The 25384-nt window shown below is 32.9% G+C and carries 19 protein-coding genes; 14 read left to right on the top strand and 5 right to left on the bottom strand.

Features of this window, described 5'->3' with window-relative positions:
* Positions 1-244 precede the first annotated feature (244 nt).
* A complete protein-coding gene (gene ltaS, locus FH144_RS07045) occupies positions 245-2182 on the top strand; it encodes a polyglycerol-phosphate lipoteichoic acid synthase LtaS (RefSeq protein WP_107507772.1) in 1938 nt (645 codons plus the stop codon).
* Between the two features lie 132 nt (positions 2183-2314).
* On the opposite strand, the gene FH144_RS07040 is transcribed toward ltaS, so the two are convergent.
* Complete coding sequence (locus FH144_RS07040; RefSeq protein ID WP_107507771.1) at positions 2315-3133, bottom strand: ZIP family metal transporter; 819 nt, start codon at positions 3131-3133, stop codon at positions 2315-2317.
* Positions 3134-3251: 118 nt separating this feature from the next.
* Between FH144_RS07040 and FH144_RS07035 the strand changes: the two genes are divergently transcribed.
* The 7 genes from FH144_RS07035 (at position 3252) to FH144_RS07005 (ending at position 13218) form a co-directional block, all read left to right on the top strand.
* Complete coding sequence (locus FH144_RS07035; RefSeq protein WP_242314639.1) at positions 3252-5132, top strand: ABC-F family ATP-binding cassette domain-containing protein; 1881 nt, start codon at positions 3252-3254, stop codon at positions 5130-5132.
* 13 nt (positions 5133-5145) lie between these two features.
* Positions 5146-6924, top strand: a complete 1779-nt coding sequence (gene recQ, locus FH144_RS07030; RefSeq protein WP_198610947.1) for a DNA helicase RecQ — start codon at positions 5146-5148, stop codon at positions 6922-6924.
* Between the two features lie 185 nt (positions 6925-7109).
* Positions 7110-8072 carry an ABC transporter ATP-binding protein gene (locus tag FH144_RS07025; RefSeq protein WP_242314637.1) on the top strand — a complete coding sequence of 321 codons (963 nt, stop codon included), beginning with the start codon at positions 7110-7112 and terminating at the stop codon, positions 8070-8072.
* Positions 8069-9583, top strand: coding sequence for an ABC transporter permease/substrate-binding protein (locus tag FH144_RS07020; protein WP_242314634.1), 1515 nt, complete (start codon positions 8069-8071; stop codon positions 9581-9583). Before FH144_RS07025 ends, FH144_RS07020 begins: the two co-directional genes overlap by 4 nt.
* Positions 9584-9810: 227 nt before the next feature.
* Positions 9811-11325 (top strand): peptide MFS transporter, encoded by a 1515-nt coding sequence (locus FH144_RS07015; protein WP_242314632.1) that lies wholly within the window; start codon positions 9811-9813, stop codon positions 11323-11325.
* Positions 11326-11452: 127 nt separating this feature from the next.
* A complete protein-coding gene (hisC, locus tag FH144_RS07010; RefSeq protein WP_242314628.1) occupies positions 11453-12508 on the top strand; it encodes a histidinol-phosphate transaminase in 1056 nt (351 codons plus the stop codon).
* 173 nt (positions 12509-12681) lie between these two features.
* Positions 12682-13218, top strand: a complete 537-nt coding sequence (locus FH144_RS07005) for a 5' nucleotidase, NT5C type (RefSeq protein ID WP_107507764.1) — start codon at positions 12682-12684, stop codon at positions 13216-13218.
* A gap of 86 nt (positions 13219-13304) precedes the next feature.
* Here FH144_RS07005 and FH144_RS07000 read toward each other — a convergent pair whose 3' ends face one another.
* The 4 genes from FH144_RS07000 to FH144_RS06985 all read right to left on the bottom strand — a co-directional run bounded on the left by FH144_RS07000 (position 13305) and on the right by FH144_RS06985 (position 17747).
* Complete coding sequence (locus tag FH144_RS07000) at positions 13305-14228, bottom strand: diacylglycerol/lipid kinase family protein (RefSeq protein ID WP_242314743.1); 924 nt, start codon at positions 14226-14228, stop codon at positions 13305-13307.
* Between the two features lie 311 nt (positions 14229-14539).
* Positions 14540-16045, bottom strand: coding sequence for an S-Cys-Gly-3M3SH uptake peptide MFS transporter (locus tag FH144_RS06995; RefSeq protein ID WP_242314626.1), 1506 nt, complete (start codon positions 16043-16045; stop codon positions 14540-14542).
* Between the two features lie 311 nt (positions 16046-16356).
* The gene (gene queF, locus FH144_RS06990) at positions 16357-16857 is read right to left on the bottom strand and encodes a preQ(1) synthase (protein WP_107507463.1); all 501 of its coding nucleotides are present in this window, start codon (positions 16855-16857) and stop codon (positions 16357-16359) included.
* Between the two features lie 5 nt (positions 16858-16862).
* The gene (locus FH144_RS06985; protein WP_107507464.1) at positions 16863-17747 is read right to left on the bottom strand and encodes a DMT family transporter; all 885 of its coding nucleotides are present in this window, start codon (positions 17745-17747) and stop codon (positions 16863-16865) included.
* Between the two features lie 787 nt (positions 17748-18534).
* Here FH144_RS06985 and nrdI point away from each other — a divergent pair.
* The 6 genes from nrdI to FH144_RS06955 all read left to right on the top strand — a co-directional run bounded on the left by nrdI (position 18535) and on the right by FH144_RS06955 (position 25260).
* Complete coding sequence (gene nrdI / locus FH144_RS06980; RefSeq protein ID WP_107507465.1) at positions 18535-18933, top strand: class Ib ribonucleoside-diphosphate reductase assembly flavoprotein NrdI; 399 nt, start codon at positions 18535-18537, stop codon at positions 18931-18933.
* Entirely contained in the window at positions 18896-21001 is a 2106-nt protein-coding gene (gene nrdE, locus FH144_RS06975; protein WP_242314624.1) for a class 1b ribonucleoside-diphosphate reductase subunit alpha, read from the top strand. The genes nrdI and nrdE overlap by 38 nt, the downstream gene beginning before the upstream one ends.
* 205 nt (positions 21002-21206) lie before the next feature.
* Positions 21207-22175 (top strand): class 1b ribonucleoside-diphosphate reductase subunit beta, encoded by a 969-nt coding sequence (nrdF, locus tag FH144_RS06970; protein WP_107507467.1) that lies wholly within the window; start codon positions 21207-21209, stop codon positions 22173-22175.
* A gap of 400 nt (positions 22176-22575) precedes the next feature.
* Positions 22576-23550, top strand: a complete 975-nt coding sequence (locus tag FH144_RS06965) for an ABC transporter permease (RefSeq protein WP_198610956.1) — start codon at positions 22576-22578, stop codon at positions 23548-23550.
* Positions 23534-24493, top strand: coding sequence for an iron chelate uptake ABC transporter family permease subunit (locus tag FH144_RS06960; RefSeq protein ID WP_242314622.1), 960 nt, complete (start codon positions 23534-23536; stop codon positions 24491-24493). Before FH144_RS06965 ends, FH144_RS06960 begins: the two co-directional genes overlap by 17 nt.
* A complete protein-coding gene (locus FH144_RS06955) occupies positions 24490-25260 on the top strand; it encodes an iron ABC transporter ATP-binding protein (RefSeq protein ID WP_242314620.1) in 771 nt (256 codons plus the stop codon). Before FH144_RS06960 ends, FH144_RS06955 begins: the two co-directional genes overlap by 4 nt.
* Positions 25261-25384: the final 124 nt, after the last annotated feature.

The following is a 25384-nucleotide window of genomic DNA, read 5'->3' as shown; positions in this document are numbered from 1 at the left end:
GTATTCAATCTATCATACATAAGATAGCACTAGCACTAGTTTATTGATTAAATCAAGCAATTGTTCAAGAATGATAGTTCATCCTATGTTTATGTATGTAATTACTTCTCGAGCAAATTTTAATATAAAAATAAAAAATTATTATTTAGTACTTGCATAACGGTCATATTTGAGTAAGTGTTCAAGTCTATAAAGTCTTTAACATTTCTTCAAAGTTGAATAACTATAAACGGAGGAAACATACATGAGTTTACACAAAAAGAAAATAAGTCTTTTTGCGTTCTTCTTATTAACTGTTATCACAGTTACACTTAAGACGTATTTTTCATACTATGTTGATTTTTCTTTGGGTGTTAAAGGACTAGTTCAAAACTTAATCCTACTGATGAATCCATATAGTTTAATTGCACTTATTTTAAGTGTATTCCTATTTTTCAAAGGTAAAAAAGCATATTGGTTTATCTTTATTGGGGGATTTTTACTTACCTTTTTACTATATGCGAATGTAGTTTATTTTAGATTTTTCTCAGACTTTTTAACATTTAGCACGCTTAATCAAGCGAGCAACGTTGAATCAATGGGAGGCGCTTTAGGCGCATCTTTCAAATGGTATGACTTTGTTTATTTCTTAGATACTATCGTTTATCTATTTATTTTAATTTTCAAAAGTAGCTGGTTAGACAAACGTGTATTTAGTAAAAAGTTTGTGCCAGTCGTAATGGCGGCATCTGTAGCTTTATTCTTCTTGAATTTAGCATTTGCTGAAACAGATCGTCCTGAATTATTAACACGTACATTTGATCATAAATACTTAGTTAAATACTTAGGACCATACAATTTCACAGTTTATGATGGCGTTAAAACCATTCAAAATAATCAACAGAAAGCATTAGCTTCAGAAGATGATTTAACTAAAGTATTAAATTATACAAAACAGAAAAACACGACACCTAATCCAGAATATTATGGTGCAGGTAAGAAGAAAAATATCATCAAAATACATTTAGAAAGTTTCCAAACTTTCTTAATTAATAAAAAAGTAAATGGTAAAGAAGTTACACCTTTCTTAAATAAGTTATCAACTGGTAATGAAGAGTTTAGATACTATCCAAACTTCTTCCACCAAACTGGACAAGGTAAAACATCTGATGCCGAATTTACAATGGATAACAGTCTTTATGGTTTACCACAAGGCTCTGCTTACTCATTAAAAGGTGACAATACATATCAATCACTACCTGCCATCTTAGATCAAAAACAAGGTTACACATCTAATGTGATGCATGGTGACTATAAAACATTCTGGAATCGTGACCAAATTTACAAACAATTTGGTATTGATAAATTCTATGATGCGACTTACTACGACATGTCAGACGACAATATCGTTAACTTAGGTTTAAAAGATAAACCATTCTTTAAAGCATCTGCTGATTATCAATCTAAGATGAAAGAACCATTCTACTCACACATGATTACATTAACTAACCATTATCCATTCACATTAGACGCGAAAGATGCGGATATTGATAAACCAAATACTGGTGATTCAACAGTGGACGGATATATTCAAACTGCACATTATCTAGACCAAGCATTGGAAGAATATGTGACTGATCTTAAGAAAAAAGGTCTATATGATGACTCAGTTATTATGATTTATGGTGACCATTATGGTATTTCTGAAAATCATAATAATGCAATGGAAAAATTATTAGGTGAAAAGATTACTCCAGCTAAATTTATGGACTTAAACCGTACTGGTTTCTGGCTAAAAATTCCTGGTAAAGAAGGTACTGTAGATAAAACGTATGCTGGCCAAATGGACGTCATGCCAACAATTTTACATTTAGCAGGTATTGACTCTAAAAATTACTTAATGTTTGGTACAGACATGTTATCTAAAGATCATAACGATGTTGTTCCATTCCGTAATGGAGATTTCATTACGAAAGGATATAAATACGTTAATGGTAAGGCATATTCTAATAAAACAAATGAATTATTAGAAACACCACCAAAAGATCTTGAAAAGAATAAAAAACAGGTGGAAAAAGATTTAGAAATGAGTGACAACGTTCTAAACGGGGACTTATTCAGATTCTACAATAATCCTGATTTCAAAAAAGTAAATCCATCTAAATATGAATATAAAACTGGTCCTAATGGTAACCAAAAATAGAATAACGAAATAAAAAGAAACTCCCTTCAAAGTAGACATTGAAAGATGAAAACTTTGAAGGGAGATTTTTTATTTTAGAATTTTAAAAATTGATTTATTGAAATTGAAATATGATTAACTCAATTTTCTAGTTTAGCCTAGTGCTACATCTAAAATCATCATAATAGTAAAACCTAGCATTAAGCTTAAAGTGGCTAAATCTGTATTGTCCCCTGATTGTGAATCTGGTATAAGCTCTTCGACGACAACGAATATCATAGCGCCAGCTGCAAATGCTAAAGCATAAGGCAAGACAGGCGTGATAAATATAATTAATGCCGCACCAATTGTCGCGAAGATGGGCTCGACAATGGCTGAAGCTTGGCCATAGTTAAAGGCTTTCCAACGAGAAGCGCCGGCAGCTCGAATTGGCATAGATAATGCTGCGCCTTCAGGAATGTTTTGTATACCAATACCTATAGCTAAACCTAAGGCACCTAAAAATGTCGCCTGATCATTTCCAGTTGCGATACCACCGAATGCTACACCAATAGATAAACCTTCTGGAATATTGTGTAACGTGATAGCTAAAACGAGTAGAGTATTTTTATTCAAGGACGTTTTAACGCCTTCTCGATACTGACTCTTATCACCAATTTTTTGGTGAATATGTGGAATGACTGAATCAAGTACACGAATAAAGATACCGCCGAATAAAAAGCCGATAGCAGTGGGTAACCAAGCAGGAAGTGGGCCATCTTTACTATATTCAAGAGAGGGTTGTAATAAAGACCAGAAACTGGCAGCAATCATAATACCTGCAGCAAAGCCTTGCATAGAAGTTAAAATCTTTTCATTTACAGATTTAAATACAAACACGCCTGCCGCACCTAAAGCAGTTAAAAGCCAGGTAATTATGCCGGCAATTAGTGCCTGTAAATAAGGGGGTAAATGTTCAAAAAAGTCTATCATATCTCTATTCTCCTTGTATCATTTAGCCTTAAAAAGGTGTATAATATATAGAACTGATTTAAGCTTATCAGAAATATTTTGAAATTTCGATATTTCGATACAAAAAGGAAGTAGAAGAATGGAAGCGTATAAAATTGAGCATTTAAATAAATCGTATGCAGATAAAATCATTTTTGATGATTTAAGTCTCTCTATTTCTGAACACGAGAAAATAGGACTAGTTGGCATTAATGGTACAGGGAAGAGTACTTTGCTAAAAGTGATTGGTAACATTGACGATGACTACACTGCTGATATTACCCACCCTAATCAGTACCGCATTCGTTATTCTTCTCAAAAGCAAGATTTAGATGGAGAAATGACAGTATTCCAAGCCGTATTAAGTTCAGAGACGACAACCTTACGTATTATTAAAGCGTATGAAGAAGCGGTAAATACATATGCGCTACAACAAGATGACCATCATTTTCAAAAAATGATGGAAGCACAAGAAGCTATGGATCATCATAACGCATGGGATTATAATGCTGAAATTAAAACAATTCTATCTAAATTAGGTATCAATGATACGACCAAGAAGATAAGCGAACTCTCTGGCGGACAGCAAAAGCGTGTAGTGTTAGCTAAAACACTTATTGAGCAACCCGATTTACTCTTATTGGATGAGCCAACAAACCATCTTGATTTTGAATCGATTAATTGGTTAATCAATTATGTTAAGCAATATCCTCACACTGTATTATTCGTAACCCATGACCGTTACTTTTTAAATGAAGTAGCAAGTCGAATAATTGAATTAGATAGAGGGAAGTTAACCTCATATCCAGGGAATTACGAAGATTATATTGCGATGAGAGCAGAGAATGAAATAATTGAACAAAAGCAACAAGAAAAGCAAAAAGCACTATATAAACAAGAACTAGCATGGATGCGAGCGGGCGCAAAAGCTAGAACAACTAAACAACAAGCTCGAATTAATCGTTTTAATAATTTAGAGTCTGAAGTTCAATCTCAACAAACTCAAGATAAGGGACAATTGAATTTTGCGCATTCAAGATTAGGCAAACAAGTCTTTGAATTTGAACATTTGACTAAAGCAATTAACCATAAAACGTTATTTGAAGATGTGACTGAAATTATACAAAGTGGTCAACGTATTGGGATTGTAGGACCCAACGGCGCTGGTAAGACCACATTACTCAACATTTTGAGTGGAGAAGATACTGACTATTCAGGTGTACTAAAAACAGGGCAAACGGTTAAAGTAGCCTATTTTAAACAAACTGAAGATACACTCGATAGAGATATTCGGATGATTGACTACTTAAGAGAAGAAAGTGAAGTTGCGAAAGAAAAAGATGGGACGTCAATTTCAGTTACGCAATTATTAGAACGTTTTCTATTTCCTAGTTCAACACATGGAAAGAAAATTTATAAATTATCTGGTGGCGAACAAAAACGTCTTTATTTACTAAGATTGTTAGTTCACCAACCTAATGTATTATTACTTGATGAGCCTACGAATGATTTAGATACTGAAACATTAACTATTCTAGAAGATTATATTAGCACATTCGGTGGCGCGGTTATTACGGTGAGCCATGATCGCTATTTCTTAAATAAAGTTGCTCAAGAATATTGGTATATTCATGATGGGAAAATGGAACGAATCGTAGGCGCATTCGAGGATTATGAAGCTTATAAAAAAGAACAAGATAAACAACAAGTGCTTGAAAAACAAGCGCAACAACCTAAATCTAAAACACCAACACGTAAAAAATCTGGTTTATCTTATAAAGAAAAGCGTGAATATGAAACATTAATGACTCGAATTGAAACAACTGAACAACGTTTAGAACAAATCGAGGAAGAAATGGTAGAAGCGAGCGCTGATTATGCAAAAATCAAAGAATTAAATGAAGAAAAAGAACAACTGGAACAAACATATGATATAGACATCACGAGATGGAGTGAACTGGAAGAACTAAAAGAGCAATAAGGGGAATGTGTGTATGGAAGCAACATTATCGCATTATTTTGGTTATGACACGTTTAGACCTGGACAAAAAGAAATTATAACTAAAATAATGGAACATCGTAATGTCTTAGGGGTCTTACCTACAGGCGGAGGTAAATCGATATGTTATCAAGTGCCTGGTTTAATGCTAGGTGGGACAACCATTGTAATAAGTCCTTTGATTTCTTTAATGAAAGACCAAGTAGATCAATTGAAGGCGATGGGGATTAAAGCGACTTATTTAAATAGTAGCTTAAGTAAAAAACAACAAAAAGATATTGAAAGCGACTTACTCTCAGGGGACATTCAGTTTTTATATGTTGCACCTGAACGTTTCGATAATAAATATTTTTTAAATTTATTAAGTAGAATTAATATTCATCTGATTGCGTTTGATGAAGCACACTGTATTTCTAAATGGGGACACGATTTTAGACCAAGCTATCAAAGTGTCATTCACAAAGTATTTGCTTTACCACAAGATTTTACGATTGTCGCTTTAACAGCCACAGCTACTGCCGAAGTTCAGCAGGATATTATGGACAAGTTAAATATTGATAAATATGATGAAGTGAAGACGAGTACAAAACGACGAAATCTTATTTTCAAAGTAAATCCAACTTATCAACGTCAAAAATTTGTTATTGATTATGTCCAAAAACATAAAGAACAAGCTGGGATTATTTATTGTTCTACACGTAAACAAGTTGAAGAATTACAAGAGGCGTTAGATTCCATTAATGTTAAAGCTGCAATTTATCATGCTGGTCTTTCAAATAAAGAACGTGAGGCAGCGCAAAATGATTTTGTTTATGATCGTATCAAAGTTGTTATAGCGACAAATGCATTTGGTATGGGGATTGATAAATCAAACGTAAGATATGTCATTCATTATAATATGCCAGGAGACCTTGAATCTTATTATCAAGAAGCGGGGCGTGCAGGCCGTGATGGATTAGATAGTGAATGTATTTTATTATTTAGTGAACGAGATAAAGGCTTACATGAATACTTTATTACGGTCTCACAAGCAGACGATGACTATAAAGATAAAATGGGCGAAAAGCTCACTAAAATGCTTCAATATACTAAGACTAAAAAATGTTTAGAAGCTACGATTGTGCACTATTTTGAACCAAATGAAAAATTAGAAGAATGTGGTCAATGTAGTAGTTGTATTCAACAAAATAAAACATATGATATGACTAAAGAAGCGAAAATGATTATTAGTTGTATCGCGCGTATGCGTCAACAAGAAAATTACAGTGTTATTATTCAAGTGCTACGTGGTGAAATGAGCGACTACATAAAATATAACGACTATGATAAATTGACGACACACGGTTTGATGAAAGACTATACGACATCAGAATTAAGCCACTTAATTGATGAGTTACGTTTTAAAGGCTTTTTAAATGAATATGAAGAAATCTTAACGTGTGATGAGAGTGTTAAACAATTACTCAATAACGATAAAAAGGTATATACGACACCGTTCAAGCAAAAAACGAAGGAAAAAGTTTATATCAATACACTTGAAGGCGTGGATCGTGCATTGTATAGCGAGCTCGTTGAGGTGCGTCGTAAATTAAGTGAGAAATTAGATATCGCTCCGGTCAGTATCTTCTCGGATTATACATTAGAAGAGTTTGCTAAGCGTAAGCCTGAATCAAAACAAGAAATGATTTCTATTGATGGCGTAGGTAGCTATAAGTTAAAACACTATTGTCCGAAATTCCTAGAGAAAATTCAATCATATAAGACAAGTATTTAGTCGATAAGGGTAAGAATTAGTACACACTGTTGTATTGAGTCTTATCTTTTTTTAATTATAAATTTTAAATAGCAAAATTAATTTGAGTAATAAAATCAATTAAATATGAATTTAGCATTAAACATGTTTTAATAGGGAATATGAATGGAAAAGTCTGCCTAGGCAGGATAAATGAAGGTGACTAGATGATTGAATTTAAAAATGTATCAAAGTATTACGGTGAAAATATAGCGGTCGATAATATGAGTTTTAAAATAAATGAAGGGGAATTCTTCGTATTTATAGGCCCGTCAGGTTGTGGCAAAACGACAACGTTAAAAATGATTAATCGTCTCATACCATTAAGCGAGGGGTATATCTACTTTAAAGACAAGCCAATTAGTGATTATCCGGTCTATGAAATGCGTTGGGACATAGGATATGTCTTACAACAGATTGCATTATTTCCCCATATGTCAATCAAAGAGAATATTGCACAAGTTCCACAAATGAAAAAGTGGAAAGACAGTGATATAGATCAACGTGTAGATGAATTACTCGATATGGTTGGCTTAGAACCGGAAAAATATCGTGATCGTAAACCGGATGAATTATCAGGAGGGCAACGACAAAGAGTAGGCGTTATCCGAGCTTTGGCTGCAGATCCACCGGTTATATTAATGGATGAGCCATTCAGTGCGCTTGATCCTATTAGTCGTGAAAAACTCCAAGACGATTTGTTAGATTTACAAACTAAGATTAAAAAGACAATTATATTTGTAACACATGATATTCAGGAAGCAATGAAATTAGGAGATCGCATTTGCTTACTTAATAAAGGCCATGTAGAACAAATTGATACGCCTCAAGGTTTCCGTGAACATCCTAAAAATGACTTTGTCGAAACATTCATGGGAAGTCACTTAATTCAAGATAAAGATCATTTACAATTAAAAGATTTAGATATCATTACACCTGTGACAGAAAATAGCACTCAGCATAATTATCCAGTAGTAAAAAATAATACCAAACTTTCTAATGTCTATTCATTAATGGCACAACATGAAGCCGTGATTGTTGAAGATACTAAAACCTCAACTCAGTCATTATTAAAGCGTGAAGATATCTTTAAATATTTATCTGAGACTGATAAGGAGGTTAAAGCATGAATGAACTATTAACCACACTTAATGATCGTAAAGGCGAAGTACTTCGAACGATATTTGAACATATTCAAATTTCATTTATAGCGCTATTCATAGCTATTTTAATTGCAGTACCTCTAGGTATTGCCTTAACTAAGACTAAGAAATTATCCGAAATTGTCATGAATATCGCAGCAATACTACAAACTATCCCATCATTAGCATTATTAGGGTTAATGATTCCTATTTTTGGTATTGGAAGAGTTCCAGCAATTATTGCATTAGTTGTCTATGCGTTATTACCAATTCTGAGAAATACATACACAGGTATTCAAGAAGTAGATCCTTCGCTCATTGAAGCGGCAAAAGGTATAGGTATGAAACCGATACGCCGTTTAACTAAAGTTGAATTACCTATAGCGATGCCAGTCATTATGGCTGGGATTCGTACAGCCATGGTATTAATTATTGGAACAGCGACATTAGCAGCATTAATTGGTGCTGGTGGTTTAGGGGACTTAATTTTACTCGGTATTGATCGAAATAACACATCCCTTATTCTCATTGGAGCCATTCCTGCTGCTCTATTAGCAATCATCTTTGATTTGATTCTACGCTATGTTGAGAAGTTATCTTATAAGAAGATATTAATTACTACTGGCGTGATTGTATTAATTATTTTATTAGCTATTGTAGTACCACTTTTCGGGAAAAAGGGTGACACGATTACAATGGCTGGTAAATTAGGTTCTGAACCATCAATTATTACAAATATGTATAAAATACTGATTGAAGAAGAAACTGATAATACGGTAGAAGTAAAAGATGGCATGGGTAAAACATCATTCCTCTTTAACGCGTTGAAATCGGATGATATTGATGGTTACTTAGAATTTACAGGCACGGTATTAGGAGAGTTAACGAAAAAGGATCTTAAGTCTAAGAAAGAAGCAGCGGTTTATAATCAGGCTAAACAAAGTCTTGAAAAGAAATATGACATGACGATGTTGAAACCAATGAAATATAATAACACGTATGCTTTAGCAGTGAAAAAAGATTTCGCTAAAAAGTATAATATTAAAACGATTGGCGATTTACAAAAGGTCGAAGATAAAATTAAGCCAGGCTTTACGATGGAATTTAAAGACCGCCCTGATGGATATAAAGCGGTTGCCAAAGCTTATGATTTAGATTTATCTAATATTAAACAAATGGAGCCTAAGTTACGTTACACAGCTGTTGAAAAAGGTGATATTAACTTGATAGATGCCTATTCAACAGATGCTGAATTAAAACAATATGATATGGTCGTGCTTGACGATGATAAACATGTCTTCCCACCATACCAAGGTGCTCCAATGTTTAAAGAAAAATTCTTGAAAGATCATCCAGAAATTAAAAAACCATTAAACAAATTGGAAAATAAAATTTCGGATGAAGAAATGCAAGAAATGAATTATAAAGTTACTGTGAAGAACGAAGACCCATATAAAGTGGCTAAGCAATATTTAGAAAAAGAAAACTTAGTAAAGTAAAAAACTAAATAACTTGGATTAGAAGCTAGGACATTTTTCATATTAATGTCCTAGCTTTTAGTTTGGTAATCGTTATCTGTGGACCTCTTTAGGTTTCTGGTTCCACTTCCTATTTTTATGCAACTATTGTTTGAAAAAGATATAGATAGAATTGTAATCTGAAACGATTTTATTTAAACTAGAATTTAAATACATAAGAAATATATGTATTTTTAAGGGGTGGAGAAATGAATACAAAGAATTATTCGAGACAAGAAATTGTTAAAAGTGTACCGCAGAAAGGCTTTTTTGGACACCCAAAAGGCCTAAGTACACTATTTTTTACTGAATTTTGGGAGCGATTCAGTTATTACGGTATGAAAGCCATTTTAGCTTTCTACTTATATTACTCAGTGAGTAAGGGTGGTTTCGGTTTACCGCAAGCTACAGCATTACAAATCGTCTCACTATATGGAGCACTTATTTACATGTCTGGTACTATCGGAGGATGGATAGCAGATAGAATTATAGGCACACGCCATGCGCTCTTTTATGGTGGCATATTAATTATGTTTGGTCATATTATGTTGACCATACCTGGAAATCTGACAGTAGTTTTGATTGCCTTATTATTATTAATAGCTGGTACTGGTTTACTAAAACCAAACATCTCTACAACGGTGGGCGAGTTATATGATAATAATGATAGAAGATTAGATGCAGCATTTACTATCTTTTATATGGGGATTAACTTAGGAAGCTTTTTATCTCCATTTATAACTGGCTACTTACAAACACGACTCGGATTTCATTTTGGTTTTGCGATAGCAGCCATCGGTATGTTTATCGGCTTAGTTACATATCTAATTACAAATAAGAAAAGTTTAGGACTTGCTGGTTTAAGCGTGCCTAATCCATTAAGAAAAGACGAAATCAAATCATTATCTATGATTACAGGTATAGTGGTGGCAGTATTTGCAATAGTGCTATTAATTTTACATCTTTTTGGCAACCTTAACTTAGGAAGCTTTAGTTTGATTGTCACATTTGTAGGTATTTTGTTACCGATTTGTATTTTTGTCTATATGCTATCAAGTCAGAAGACACGCAAAGAGGAACGTTCAAGAATCTATAGTTACATACCATTATTTATTACGTCAGTAGCTTTTTGGATGATTCAAGAACAGGGGTCAACGATTTTAGCTAACTTTGCCGATCAAAAAACACAGTTAAGCTTAGGTAAACTCACACATGGATTGATTAACTTCCATATTCCGGCTGCCTGGTTCCAGTCTATTAATCCCGTGTTTATCATTCTGTTAGCGCCGTTATTTGCTAATTTGTGGACTAAATTAGGCAAACATAATCCTAGTACAGTATATAAATTTGCACTAGGTGCTATCTTTGCTGGTTTCTCATATTTAGTAATGATTATTCCGTTGAGTGGCCATGCACATTTAATTCATCCATTATGGTTGATGTTAAGTTTCTTGCTTATTACAATTGGCGAATTATGTATTTCACCAGTGGGCTTATCAGTGACTTCGAAATTAGCACCTGCAAAATTTTCTGCACAAATGATGGCATTATGGATGTTAAGTAATGCCACGGCTCAAAGTTTGAACAGTCAAATTGTAGTAGTATTTAAAATGATTAGCGAGAAGCAATTCTTCTTATATTCAGGATTGTTTACGTTAGTGATTGGTATCCTACTCGTTGCTATTTCACCAATGGTTAAAAAAGCAATGAACGGTGTTCACTAGAGTAAGATAGGATTAAGCGGATTGATTATTATCACGGCGAGCTAAAAGGTAGGCATTTTCACATAGGAGAGCAAGTATTATATCATTTAATTAAATGTTTAATATTTAAGAGAAGGAGAGGTTGTAAATGAAACAACAGTTAAATCAATTATCAGCGTATCAACCGGGCTTGTCACCACGAGCACTTAAAGAAAAACATGGTATTGAAGGCGAGTTATATAAACTTGCTTCCAATGAAAATCTATACGGCCCTTCGCCAAAAGTTAAAACAGCGATTAAAGATCATTTAGATGAATTATTTTACTATCCAGAAACAGGATCGCCTTCATTGCGCAAAGCGATTAGTGAGCATTTGAATGTAGATGCTTCTAGAATTTTATTCGGTGCTGGCTTGGATGAAGTTATTTTAATGATTTCAAGAGCAGTCTTAACGCCTGGAGACAAAATTGTGACTAGTGAAGGTACATTTGGTCAATATTATCATAACGCAATTGTTGAGTCTGCAGAGGTCGTTCAAGTTCCATTAAAGGACTATGGCTTTGATTTAGGAGAAATCCTAAAACAAGTGGATAATGATACAGCGTTAGTATGGTTGTGTAATCCAAATAATCCAACTGGAACTTATTTCAGCCATGCAGAGTTAGAACACTTTTTAGAACGTGTGCCTAGTCATGTACCCGTATTGATTGATGAGGCGTATTTTGAATTTGTAACGGCGGATGACTACCCAGATACGCTAAAATTACAAGAACGTTTTGATAATGCATTCTTGTTAAGAACATTTTCAAAAGCATACGGTTTAGCAGGCTTACGTATTGGTTATGTAGTAGCGACAAATGCTGCTATTGAAAAGTGGAACATTATCCGTCCACCATTTAATATCACGCGTCTTTCAGAATATGCAGCACTTGCGGCTTTAGAAGACCAAGCGTATCTAAAAGAGATTACGGTAAAAAATGCGCAAGAACGTCAAAAATTTTATGATATTGCGCAAAGTGAGCACTTTTTACCAAGTCAAACAAACTTTGTGTTCGTCGTAACGGACAAACCGCAAGAATTATATGAAGAATTATTAAATGTGGGATGTATTACACGTCCATTCCCAAATGGTTTACGTATTACGGTCGGTTTCCCAGAACAAAACGATAAAATGATTGAAGTATTAAAGAATTTTAACTATTAAACGATGTACTAAATAAATTGTTTAGTATATAAGTGAAGAGTGGAAGAGTTTAGGGCAAGGGACGCATTGATTGTTTTAAGTATAATTGAATGGTCACTTTGCTTCTATGTTCCACTCTTCATTTTTTTGCTATACTTTATTAGTATATAGGTGATGATTAAGGGAGAGATAATATGTCTAGAAAATCTATTGCAATAGATATGGATGAAGTATTAGCAGATACGTTAGGTGCAATTATTGAAGCGGTAAATATAAAAACAGAATTAGGTATTACAGTAGAATCGCTAAACGGTCAAAAATTAAAACATGTTATACCAGAACACGATGGACTTGTACGTGATATTTTAAGAGCACCTGGCTTTTTTAGAAATCTAACAGTAATGCCACATGCGCAAGAAGTGGTTGAGAAATTGACACAACATTATGATGTATATATTGCAACAGCAGCAATGGATGTGCCTACATCATTTCATGATAAATATGAATGGTTATTAGAATTTTTCCCATTTTTAGATCCACAACATTTTGTATTTTGTGGCCGTAAAAATGTTGTGAAGACTGATTATTTAATTGATGATAATCCACGACAATTACAAATATTTGAAGGTGAGCCAATTATTTTCACTGCTTCTCACAATATTAACGAAGAACGTTTCCAACGCGTGAATGGTTGGAAAGATGTAGAGGCTTTATTTTTAGGCGAAGAATAACTAAAGAAAGCGATTAAGGTTAAATATTACACGCGTTCACGTGTTATCAACCTTAATCGCTTTTTGCGTCTTCTTATTATGTTAGTTTATGCTTCGTCTACAGGAAAAGTAAGAATTTGAAGTGCTTTAGGCAGTACTTCAATAGTTATTGGTGTATCCAAACTGATTTCACCATCGATATCTACTTTCATAGAAGGTTCTGTAGAGAGTGTGATGTGTGAGCCTGCAATGTGGTCAATGCCATTCGTTATTTCATTCCAGTCCATACTGTCTCGTTTTTTAAAGACATCATTTAAGATAGTAAAGCTCTGTCTATCAAAGATAAAGCTATTAACTTTACCATCTTGTGGAGATAAATCCATTAAAGGAATACGTCCGCCACCAATGTTAGGGCCGTTCGCAATAACTAACATAGAAATGTTGCCATTATATTCTTCGCCATCCACATTTAATGTGTAATCAAAATATTCAGGGTTCATTAATGTTTTAACGGTAGAACCAATGTAGCTTAATTTACCGAAAATATCTTTACGACCTTCTTGAACATTTTCAGCATTTTGAACAATTAAACCAACACCAACAAAGTTTAATACATAGCTATCATTGACTTTCATTATGTCATAAGACTCTATACGAGAGGATTTCAGTTGTTCACTCGCTTTTTTAAAATCAGGGTCTAGATTTAATGTTTTAGAAAAGTCATTGAATGTACCGCCAGGAATGACGCCAATAGGGACGTTTAAATCGTGTTTCATTACCCCGTTTACGAGTTCGTTTACAGTACCGTCTCCACCAAGTATAAATACGACGTCGACATCGCTACTATAATCTTGGTTTTTAATTTTTTCACAGTATTTAATAATGTCGCCTTCATTTTCACTTAATTGAATAGATAAGTGTTTACATATTGTAGTAAGCGATTTAGTAACTTCTCCTAAACCTTCATATATATTTTTAATACCACTATGTTCATGGTAAAAGAGAACGCCATGATTGAATTTTTGATCCATCTTCATGCCTACTTTCATTTTTTAACTTCTAATTTTTACCCTAGATATGTTTTTTCTAATGATAAATTTAAAAATTAATAGTTCCTTAAGTATCTATCATGCCACTATTTAGTTTATGTTACAAAGAAAAGGGAGCGGCGACAGAAATCTAATGCAATTTCAAAGATTTCGTAGTCCCGCCCCGGCAAGGTTGACTAGAGATGAAGAAAGTCCAGGTTGGACGCATCTTCATCTCAGTCAACTACTGCCAAAAATAGAAGCTGAGCCATTTTTTATAGTAACGACTCAGCTTCTTTCAATTATGAAATATATTAATGAATACCTTTCATGGCTTTAGAAATCTTAGGAGTGAAGGCTAGAATAACGATTGTAATGACAATAGCAACAGAACCTAAGAAAATAAAGTAATTAGTTTGACCTAATGGTTTAATTAATTTAACTAACGTACCGTTAAGTGCTTGGGCTGATGCATTTGTTAGTAACCAAATACTCATCATTTGAGCGTTAAATGCTTTAGGTGCTAATTTAACGGCTGCACTGTTACCAGTAGGTGATAAACATAATTCACCGACTACACATACCACATAAGATAAGATGACCCAGTTGACTGAGAAGTGTGTATTACCGTAACTCATACCGATAAGTCCGATTAAAATGTAAGAAGCACCGGCTAATAAAGTACCAATACCAAATTTAACTGGTAAACTTGGTTGTCTTTTACCCATTTTTAACCAAATCATTGATACGACTGGGGCAAACAATAGAATGAATAATGGGTTAATTGATTGGAACCATGCTTCCCCAAAACCTGTCTTCCAACCAAATAAGTTCATTTGCATGTCAGAACGTTCTAATCCGTAAATATTTAAGACGTTAGAACCTTGTTCTTGAATAGCCCAGAATAACATACCAAGAATAAATAATGGGATGAACGCTTTAACTCGAGAACGTTCTACATCAGTCACTTCTTTACTACGAATCATAGTTGTAAAGTAGATGATAGGTAAAGCAATACCAAGTACTAATACAGTGTTGCTGATTAAATCGAATGATAAAGTTTTAGTATAATATGTAACTAATAATACGACGATGATAATAGCGACTACGATGCCGACAATTAATCCGTATCTTCTTTTTTCTTCAGAAGTAAGTGGGTTTGTAGGTTTCATACCTACGCTGCCTAAATTTTTCTTATTGAAAAGCATGTACCAAACAAGTCCTAGTGCCATACCAATAGCGGCAATTAAGAAACCAGCGTGGAAGTTTTTGATATTAATGAAATGTTGCAGGATGATAGGTGAGATTAAAGCACCTAAGTTAACTGACATGTAGAAAATAACAAATCCAGCATCCATACGTGTATCATTTTCAGGATATAAACGACCAACGACATTTGAAATATTAGGTTTCATTAGTCCTGAACCGATAATGATAAAGAACATTGAAGAGAATAAGCCGAACATTGCAAAAGGTAAGCTTAAACAAATGTGACCTATAATAATCACTACTGCACCTATGAGTGTAGCGCCACGTGTCCCTACAAGTCTATCTGCAACCCATGCGCCAGGAATTGATGACATGTAGATAAGTGCACCATAAACTGACATGATAGACATTGCAGTCGTTTGATCGATGCCTAAACCGCCATCTTTAATTGCAAAGTACATGTAGAAGATAAGCATAGCACGCATGCCGTAGTAACTAAATCTTTCCCAGAACTCTACAAAGAAAAGAACGCCTAATCCTCTAGGATGCCCGAAAAATCCTTTCTGAGGAATTGATTGAACTGCTTGTTCATGAGTATTGTTTGTTGTCATAAGTTTCCCAACCCTTTCTTTCACTTAATGACTAAATTTTACTAAAATACAGCTTTTAAGAATCATAAACAATGAAATGATTTCGTAAAAATAGAAATTTTTAGAATTTTCAGTCTATCTTTAAATATTAATCTATCTATCAAGAATAAAGTTTGTTATTTATATTTACTATATTCTTATAGAAAATTAGGGATATTAATAAAATACGCTTTAATTCTTTAATAGGCAATAGTAAATTTAAGAAAATTAACTAAAAAATTAAAAAATTCCACTAAATTGTCAAACAACTTAGTGGAATTACAACTTTTCAATTAACGATTATCGATCTTTTCTGGATACATATCATGGTTCATTAAACGATGTTCAGCCATTTTCTCATATTTAGAATCTGGACGACCATAATTTGTATATGGGTCGATGGAAATACCACCACGTGGAGTGAATTTACCCCAAACTTCAATATAATGTGGATCCATCAATTGAATTAAGTCATTCATTATTATATTCATGCAATCTTCGTGAAAATCACCATGATTTCTAAAACTAAATAAATAAAGTTTTAATGATTTAGACTCAACCATTTTTACATTTGGAATATATGAAATATAAATTGTTGCAAAATCTGGTTGACCCGTAATAGGACAGAGAGAAGTGAATTCTGGACAATTAAATTTCACAAAGTAATCGCGTCCTTGATGTTTATTCTCAAAAGTTTCCAGTACTTCGGGTGTGTAGTCAAATTCATATTTATTATTTTGATTGCCTAATAATGTAATATCTTGTAAATCTTCTTTTTGTCGTCCTTGAGTCAATATACTCACTCCTTAGTATTGTTATGTTGTTCTGGTAATACACGTTGGCGTCGTGCCTTTTCAAACATGTAGTAACTAGCTCCAATAATAATGATATAACCCATTAATGCGTAGAAATCAGGCGTTTCTCCGAATAGTATAAAGCCAAATATAGCTGTAAAGATAATAGACGCATACGTAAAGATAGAAATATCTTTTGCAGGGGCGAAACTATAAGCTAAAGTTATACCAATTTGACCAACTGCGGCTGAAAGGCCGGCACCTAGTAGATAAATCATTTGAATTGAAGACATTGGTTCGAATGTCACGATTGAGAAAGGAATTAAAACAACTACTGAAAATAATGAAAAATAAAATACGATGGTATAAGGTGCTTCTCTAGTACTTAATGCACGAACACAAGTATAGGCTGAAGCGGCGAAGATACCTGAAAATAATCCTGATAGAGAGGTAATCATAGTTGATGAAAATTCTGGCTTAACGATGAAAAGCATACCAAATATAGCTACTATCATTGCGATGATTTGATATTTACGAACCTTTTCATTGAGAAAAATTAAACTGAGTAGAATAGTCCAAAAGGGATTAAGTTTCATTAAGGTATCGGCGTCACTTAGCACCATATGATCAATAGCGTAAATATTTAATAACACACCTATAAGCCCTAATGTTGACCGCGTAATTAAGAGTGGTTGACTGCTTAATTTACCGAACATCGGCTGTTTATATTTAAATATAAAAAATAATGGAATAAACATTGCGACGAAATTTCGCGCTAAGGATTTTTGGAATACAGGCAAATCTCCAGCTAATCTGAAGAAGACTGACATAAAACTAAAACCTATAGCTGAAATGAGTATGGCAATGATTCCCTTAACTTTTGGATTCAAGGTTTATCGCCTCATTTTTAAAAAATTACCGTATATATAGTAGCACACTTCAATTACTCTTGCATAAGTACTTGCAATAAGAAGGAAGTTATATTATGATTTTAATACGAACAAACGTTCTGTATAAATATAAACTTATCTTTCATATCAAAACCACGAATTATATTCGTGTTTTTTATTTAAAAATTAAAAACTTTTTGGAGAATGGTGCAAAATATATTGTCAGAATAAAATGATAACCTTTAAGAACGTTGATAACTCAATAGTTAACATTATTTTTTAAAATGCAAGTAAAAATACTCGGAATCATAAAATAAAATTTTTAGATGAATTTAAGTTCGTGGTGACGCACGTTCTACGATTTTTACGAACTTTTGTCACTAAATAGTGGCTTTTAATTGCAGGAGCAATTCTGTATAATAAAACACAGAATATAGTGTTGGTTTTAGAAATTAAACACAATATGTTGTGTTTTTAGACATTTTAAGGGTGGTATAAATAATTCAATTTAAAAGAAATTTCACACTCTTTTTGCTAAGTTTTTCCTTAAATCAACGCTATTAATACGAACGAGCTACGTAAAATAAATGATAAGATATTTTAGTTTAAACACTATATGTAGTGGTTAAATAATCCGAGTAATTATTTTAACTAAATAAACTATTAGCTTGTCGACTAAAATTTAAATGTCGAAAAATATATCGTATTCATTTTGGGCAGTTTTCTTATGTATCTAAGAGAACTTCTTTTTAATTAATTATACAGATTGACGAAGGAAGGCGTTCCAATGAAGGTAGTTTATTTTTCTTTTTCTGGAAATGTACGTAGATTTATAAAACGAAGTGAACTGACAGATGTAATGGAAATTACTAAAGACAATTGTAAGGACGTTATTAATGAGCCTTATATTTTAGTGACTGGAACAATCGGATTTGGTGAGGTGCCTCAAGAAGTGCAATCATTTTTAGAAGTTAATCATCTCAACTTACGTGCCGTAGCAGCGAGTGGTAATCGTAATTGGGGTCAGAACTTTGCTAAAGCAGGACGAACGATTTCCGAATCGTATAACGTGCCTTTATTAATGAAGTTTGAAGTACAAGGTACCAACAAAGATGTTATTGAATTTAAAAATAAGGTGGGGCATTTTAATGAAGATTATGGACGAGAAAAAATACAATCATATTGAGTTGAATAATGAAGTTACAAAGCGTAAAGATAATGGTTTCTTTAATTTAGAAAAAGATCAAGAAGCATTAAAAGTCTATTTAGAAGAAATCCGTAATAAAACAATTTATTTCGACAATGAGATTGAACGTTTACACTATTTAGTAGACAATAATTTTTATTTTAATGTCTTCGAAAAGTACAGTGAAGAGGACTTAATCGAAATTACAGAATTCGCTAAATCTATTAATTTCGAGTTTGCTAGCTACATGTCAGCAAGTAAATTTTATAAAGATTATGCATTAAAAACTAATGATAAAACTCAATTTTTAGAAGACTACAATCAACATGTAGCGATTGTAGCATTATATTTGGCTGGCGGTAATAAGCAACAAGCAAAACAATTTATTTTAGCAATGGTTGAACAACGCTATCAACCAGCTACGCCTACATTTTTAAATGCTGGACGTGCACGTCGTGGTGAATTAGTGTCATGTTTCTTATTAGAAGTTGATGATAGCTTGAATTCAATTAACTTTATCGATTCAACGGCTAAACAATTAAGTAAAATTGGTGGCGGTGTGGCAATCAATCTTTCTAAATTGCGCGCACGTGGAGAAGCAATTAAAGGTATCAAAGGCGTTGCTAAAGGTGTATTACCAGTTGCTAAGGCACTTGAAGGTGGTTTCAGTTATGCGGATCAACTAGGACAACGTCCTGGCGCAGGAGCAGTGTATTTAAATATCTTCCATTATGATGTTGAAGAATTCTTAGATACTAAAAAAGTAAATGCTGATGAAGATTTACGTTTATCTACTATTTCAACTGGTTTAATTGTACCTTCAAAATTCTTTGAGTTAGCTAAAGAAGGTAAAGACTTCTATATGTTTGCGCCGCATACTGTAAAACAAGAGTATGGTGTGACTCTAGATGATATCGATTTAGAGAAATACTATGATGATATGGTTGCTAATCCTAATATCGGTAAAAAGAAAAAAGATGCTAGAGAAATGTTAAATATGATTGCTCAAACTCAATTGCAATCTGGTTATCCATATCTAATGTTTAAAGACAATGCGAATAAAGTTCATGCTAATTCAAATATTGGTCAAATTAAAATGAGTAATTTATGTACTGAAATTTTCCAATTACAAGAAACTTCAGTAATTAATGACTATGGTATTGAAGATGAAATTAAACGCGATATTTCTTGTAACTTAGGTTCACTAAATATTGTTAATGTAATGGAAACTGGTAAGTTTAAAGATTCAGTACACACTGGTATGGATGCACTAACAGTAGTAAGTGATGAAGCTAATATTCAAAACGCACCCGGTGTAAGAAAAGCGAACAGTGAATTACATTCAGTTGGCTTAGGAGTAATGAATTTACACGGTTATCTAGCTAAAAACAAAATTGGCTATGAGTCAGAAGAGGCAAAAGATTTTGCTAATATCTTCTTTATGATGATGAACTATTATTCTATTGAACGTTCAATGGAAATTGCAAAAGAGCGTGGAGAAGTATATCAAGATTTTGATAAATCGGATTATGCTAATGGTAAATATTTCGAATTTTATACATCACAAGAATTTACACCACAATATGAAAAAGTTAAACGCTTGTTTGAAAACATTGAGATTCCTACTGCGGAAGATTGGAAAGCATTACAACAAGCAGTGGAAGAACATGGTTTATATCATGCTTATAGACTTGCAATTGCACCAACTCAAAGTATTTCTTATGTGCAAAATGCGACAAGTTCAGTGATGCCAATTGTAGATCAAATTGAACGTCGTACTTATGGTAATGCTGAAACATTTTATCCAATGCCATTCTTATCACCTGAAACAATGTGGTATTACAAATCAGCGTTTAATACAGATCAAATGAAACTTATTGATTTGATTGCTACAATTCAAACTCATGTGGATCAAGGAATTTCAACTATTCTATACGTTAACTCTGAAATTTCAACACGGGAATTATCTAGATTGTACGTATATGCTCATCATAGAGGGCTTAAATCTTTATATTACACTCGTAATAAATTATTAAGTGTAGAAGAATGTACAAGCTGTTCAATTTAATGTGAATAATGTCATTTAAAGATAGAAATAAATAGAAGAGGATAGAAGGTATAGCGCTTAAGACTAAGTCACTAGGTTGCTTTTATGGAGTCGTTTTCAACACTCTCCTAGAATGCAAAGTGTTAATAACTAAGTTTTACGCCCATACCTTGTCCTCTTAATTAATGTAATTTTAGGTTTTTAATAATAAAGGAGGATTTATTTAATGAAGGCCGTCAATTGGAACACTCAAGAAGATATGACAAATATGTTCTGGCGTCAAAACATCTCCCAAATGTGGGTAGAAACAGAATTTAAAGTATCAAAGGATATTGCGAGTTGGAAGACACTAACTGAAGATGAAAAAAATACATTTAAACGTGCGTTAGCAGGATTAACAGGTTTAGATACGCATCAAGCAGATGACGGTATGCCATTAATCATGTTACATACTACAGATTTACGTAAAAAAGCAGTTTACTCTTTCATGGCTATGATGGAACAAATTCATGCCAAGAGTTACTCACATATTTTCACAACGTTACTGCCATCTAGCGAAACAAACTATTTATTAGATACATGGGTAATTGAAGAGCCTCATTTAAAATATAAATCTGATAAAATTATTGAAAACTATCATAAATTATGGGGTAAAGAAGCCTCAATCTTTGATCAATATATTGCTAGAGTATCTAGTGTATTCTTAGAAACATTTTTATTCTATTCAGGTTTCTATTATCCTTTATATCTTGCAGGACAAGGTAAAATGACTACATCTGGTGAAATCATTAGAAAGATTTTACTTGATGAATCTATTCATGGCGTATTTACTGGTTTAGATGCTCAAAGTTTACGTAATGAACTTTCTGAGAATGAAAAACAAAAAGCTGATAAAGAAATGTATAAATTATTAGAAGAGTTATATAGCAATGAAGTGTCTTATACTCACATGTTATATGATGATATTGGTTTAACTGAAGATGTGCTTAATTATGTTCAATATAATGGAAACAAGGCATTATCTAACCTTGGATTTGAACCATACTTTGAAGAAAAAGAATTCAATCCAATTATTGAAAATGCATTAGATACTTCAACTAAGAACCATGACTTCTTCTCAGTTAAAGGCGATGGCTATACATTAGCGCTTAATGTGGAAGCATTACAAGATGAAGATTTCATTTTTGATAAATAAAATATTCCTTAAAGTAGGGACTGGGACATTCATATAAAAATGTCTCAGTCCTTTTAATTTTGACAATAATTAATTAAAACTAAGATACGTTGAAACCATATTTTAATTATAGCGTCTCTCGCTAGATGTCAGTTTCACTCCGCTTTTTTAGAATGAACGTCTACCACCTAAATTTCTCACTTCACTCATTACCCTTTTCTCGAATATTTGTCCTTGTGATTATTAAAGTTGTTTCAGCAAAAAACATAGCATTTAATTTAATATAATTTTAAAAATATCTGGAAACCTATTGAAATTCGTAATAGTAATCTTTAATATTAGTAGTGACGACAATGATAATCATTATCGTTGAAAGGATATTACTTTTTAAATACATATTTTAAATTGAGGGGAATTACTAATGAAGTTTTTATTTAAAGGCTATGTTCTACTCATTTTGTTAGTGATTTTATCAATTATCTCCTTATTTGTAGGGGTAAGCCAACTTTCCCTCGCAGATATATTCCACTTAAATGAAGAACAAAGAAACATTTTGTTCTCGAGTCGTATCCCTAGAACAGTTAGTATCCTTCTTTCAGGAAGTTCACTTGCATTAGCTGGACTGATTATGCAACAAATGATGCAAAATAAATTTGTAAGCCCTACCACAGCAGGAACGGTAGAGTGGGCAAAGTTAGGTATTTTATTATCGCTAGTCTTCTTTCCTCACGGACATATACTAATTAAACTGCTTTTCGCGGTAACACTAAGCTTGGCCGGGACATTTTTATTTGTTAGATTAATTAATTTCATCCGTGTTAAAGAAGTTATTTTTGTTCCTTTACTAGGCATTATGATTGGTGGGATAGTATCGAGTTTCACAACTTTTATCGCACTAAGAACAAATGCTTTACAAAGTATTGGAAACTGGCTAAATGGGAATTTTGCGATTATCACTAGTGGACGTTATGAAGTGCTTTATCTCGTTATCCCAATTTTAATAGTGGCATTTGTATTCGCCAATCATTTTACAATTGCAGGAATGGGAAAAGACTTTAGTCATAATTTAGGTGTAAGTTATGAAAAAATCATTAACATAGCATTATTCATTACTGCTGCACTTACTGCGTTAGTAGTGGTTACTGTTGGAACATTGCCATTCTTAGGTCTAATTGTTCCTAATATTATTTCTATCTTTAGAGGAGACCACTTGAAACACGCATTACCTCATACACTTATGCTTGGATCTATCTTTGTATTAATAGCTGATATTATAGGTAGATTAATTGTTTATCCATATGAAATAAACATTGGTTTAACAATTGGTGTATTTGGAACAGTTATTTTCCTAATCTTACTAATGAAAGGCAGAAAAGAATATGCAAATAAGTTCTAATATGAAAATAGGTATATTAATTTTTGCGACAGTTTGTATGGCGATTTTTTATTTATTAGTAGGCTTAGATTTCGAAATCTTTGAATATCAATTTCAAAGTAGATTGAGAAAGCTATTTTTAATCTTAATTGTAGGTGGAGCCATTGGTACTTCAGTAGTTGTCTTCCAAGCCATAACTACCAATAGACTATTGACGCCATCGATTATGGGACTTGATTCAGTCTACTTGTTCGTTAAAGTATTGCCCGTCTTTTTAGTCGGAACGCAAGCTGCTATCGTCACAAATGTATATTTAAATTTTTTAATTACGTTAGTCACAATGGTGTTATTCGCACTTATACTTTTCGAAGGCATGTTTAAATTAGGTAATTTTTCAGTTTATTTTATATTACTTGTCGGCGTGGTACTTGGAACATTCTTTCGTAGTATCACAAGCTTTATTCAACTCATCATGGATCCGGAGTCTTTCCTAGCAGTTCAGAGTGCTATGTTCGCAAGTTTTGAAGCATCTAATTCACGATTGGTATTTGTATCTAGTATTCTTTTAATTTTATTAATAATTATTACCATTATACTTCGTCCGTATTTAGATGTTTTATTACTTGGAAAAGCGCAAGCAATTAATCTCGGTGTATCTTATGAAAAAATGACACGATTACTACTTATTATCGTCGCTTTGCTTGTGTCCATTTCTACGGCATTAGTAGGTCCTGTCACATTTTTAGGACTTTTAACTGTCAACTTAGCACATGAATTAATGAAGACCTATGAACATAAATTTATTTTACCAGCAACGATTTTAATCAGTTGGATTAGTTTATTTACAGCACAGTGGATAGTTGAAAACTTATTTGAAGCCACAACAGAATTTAGTTTAATCATTGATTTAATTGGTGGAAGCTATTTCATCTACTTACTTGTTAAAAGGAGAAGTGCAAATTGATTGAAATAAAAAAATTAGATAAGTCGATACAAGATAAACCTATTTTAAAGGATATTAACGTTGATATTCAAAAAGGAACTTTGACTTCTCTTATAGGACCTAATGGTGCTGGTAAAAGTACCTTACTTTCGGCAGTAAGTCGTCTGTTTGAATATGAAAATGGAATTATCAAAATTGAAGATAAGCCTGTACTCGATTATAAAAGCGATGAATTAGCTAAAAAATTAAGTATTTTAAAACAAACGAATCATACTGAAATGAATATTACAGTAGAACAATTAGTTAGTTTTGGTCGTTTTCCATATTCAAAAGGTCGAATGAAAGATGAAGACTATAAACAAGTAGAATATGCGTTAGATTTGCTACAACTTCAAGACATTAGAAGTAGAAATATTAAAACACTTTCGGGTGGTCAAAGACAACGTGCTTATATAGCTATGACTATAGCTCAAGATACAGATTATATTCTATTAGATGAGCCGTTAAATAATTTAGACATGAAGCACTCTGTACAAATTATGCAAACGTTACGTAGATTGTGTAAAGAACTGAACAAGACGATTGTAATTGTCTTACATGATATTAATTTTGCGTCTTGCTATTCAGATGACATTATAGCTTTAAAAGATGGAGCAATCATCAAAGCAGATACAAGAGATCATGTTATTCAATCAGAAATTTTAAAAGAATTATACGAAATGGATGTCCATGTCGAAGAAATTAGAGGACAACGTATTTGTCTTTATTATGATGAAACTACTTTTTGATTAAATTAAAATCTAAATCATTTAATCGCATTACTTTAAAGGGGTGATGCTATTCGAAGGAATAGAGTAGAGAAAGTCCAGATGAAACTCAGCAGCAAGGTTAAATTTTTTAAGGAGTGATAGG

This window comes from Staphylococcus sp. acrmy, assembly GCF_022690565.1.
In the GTDB taxonomy this organism is placed as follows: domain Bacteria; phylum Bacillota; class Bacilli; order Staphylococcales; family Staphylococcaceae; genus Staphylococcus; species Staphylococcus caledonicus.
Note: the sequence above shows the minus strand (reverse complement) of the source record. Positions and strands in the feature narration are given on the sequence as shown.

Coding starts and splice junctions, on each gene's coding strand:
- ltaS (WP_107507772.1), top strand. CDS start 245: ATGAGTTTACACAAAAAGAAAATAAGTCTTTTTGCGTTCTTCTTATTA.
- FH144_RS07040 (WP_107507771.1), bottom strand. CDS start 3,133: ATGATAGACTTTTTTGAACATTTACCCCCTTATTTACAGGCACTAATT.
- FH144_RS07035 (WP_242314639.1), top strand. CDS start 3,252: ATGGAAGCGTATAAAATTGAGCATTTAAATAAATCGTATGCAGATAAA.
- recQ (WP_198610947.1), top strand. CDS start 5,146: ATGGAAGCAACATTATCGCATTATTTTGGTTATGACACGTTTAGACCT.
- FH144_RS07025 (WP_242314637.1), top strand. CDS start 7,110: ATGATTGAATTTAAAAATGTATCAAAGTATTACGGTGAAAATATAGCG.
- FH144_RS07020 (WP_242314634.1), top strand. CDS start 8,069: ATGAATGAACTATTAACCACACTTAATGATCGTAAAGGCGAAGTACTT.
- FH144_RS07015 (WP_242314632.1), top strand. CDS start 9,811: ATGAATACAAAGAATTATTCGAGACAAGAAATTGTTAAAAGTGTACCG.
- hisC (WP_242314628.1), top strand. CDS start 11,453: ATGAAACAACAGTTAAATCAATTATCAGCGTATCAACCGGGCTTGTCA.
- FH144_RS07005 (WP_107507764.1), top strand. CDS start 12,682: ATGTCTAGAAAATCTATTGCAATAGATATGGATGAAGTATTAGCAGAT.
- FH144_RS07000 (WP_242314743.1), bottom strand. CDS start 14,228: ATGGATCAAAAATTCAATCATGGCGTTCTCTTTTACCATGAACATAGT.
- FH144_RS06995 (WP_242314626.1), bottom strand. CDS start 16,045: ATGACAACAAACAATACTCATGAACAAGCAGTTCAATCAATTCCTCAG.
- nrdI (WP_107507465.1), top strand. CDS start 18,535: ATGAAGGTAGTTTATTTTTCTTTTTCTGGAAATGTACGTAGATTTATA.
- nrdE (WP_242314624.1), top strand. CDS start 18,896: ATGAAGATTATGGACGAGAAAAAATACAATCATATTGAGTTGAATAAT.
- nrdF (WP_107507467.1), top strand. CDS start 21,207: ATGAAGGCCGTCAATTGGAACACTCAAGAAGATATGACAAATATGTTC.
- FH144_RS06965 (WP_198610956.1), top strand. CDS start 22,576: ATGAAGTTTTTATTTAAAGGCTATGTTCTACTCATTTTGTTAGTGATT.
- FH144_RS06960 (WP_242314622.1), top strand. CDS start 23,534: ATGCAAATAAGTTCTAATATGAAAATAGGTATATTAATTTTTGCGACA.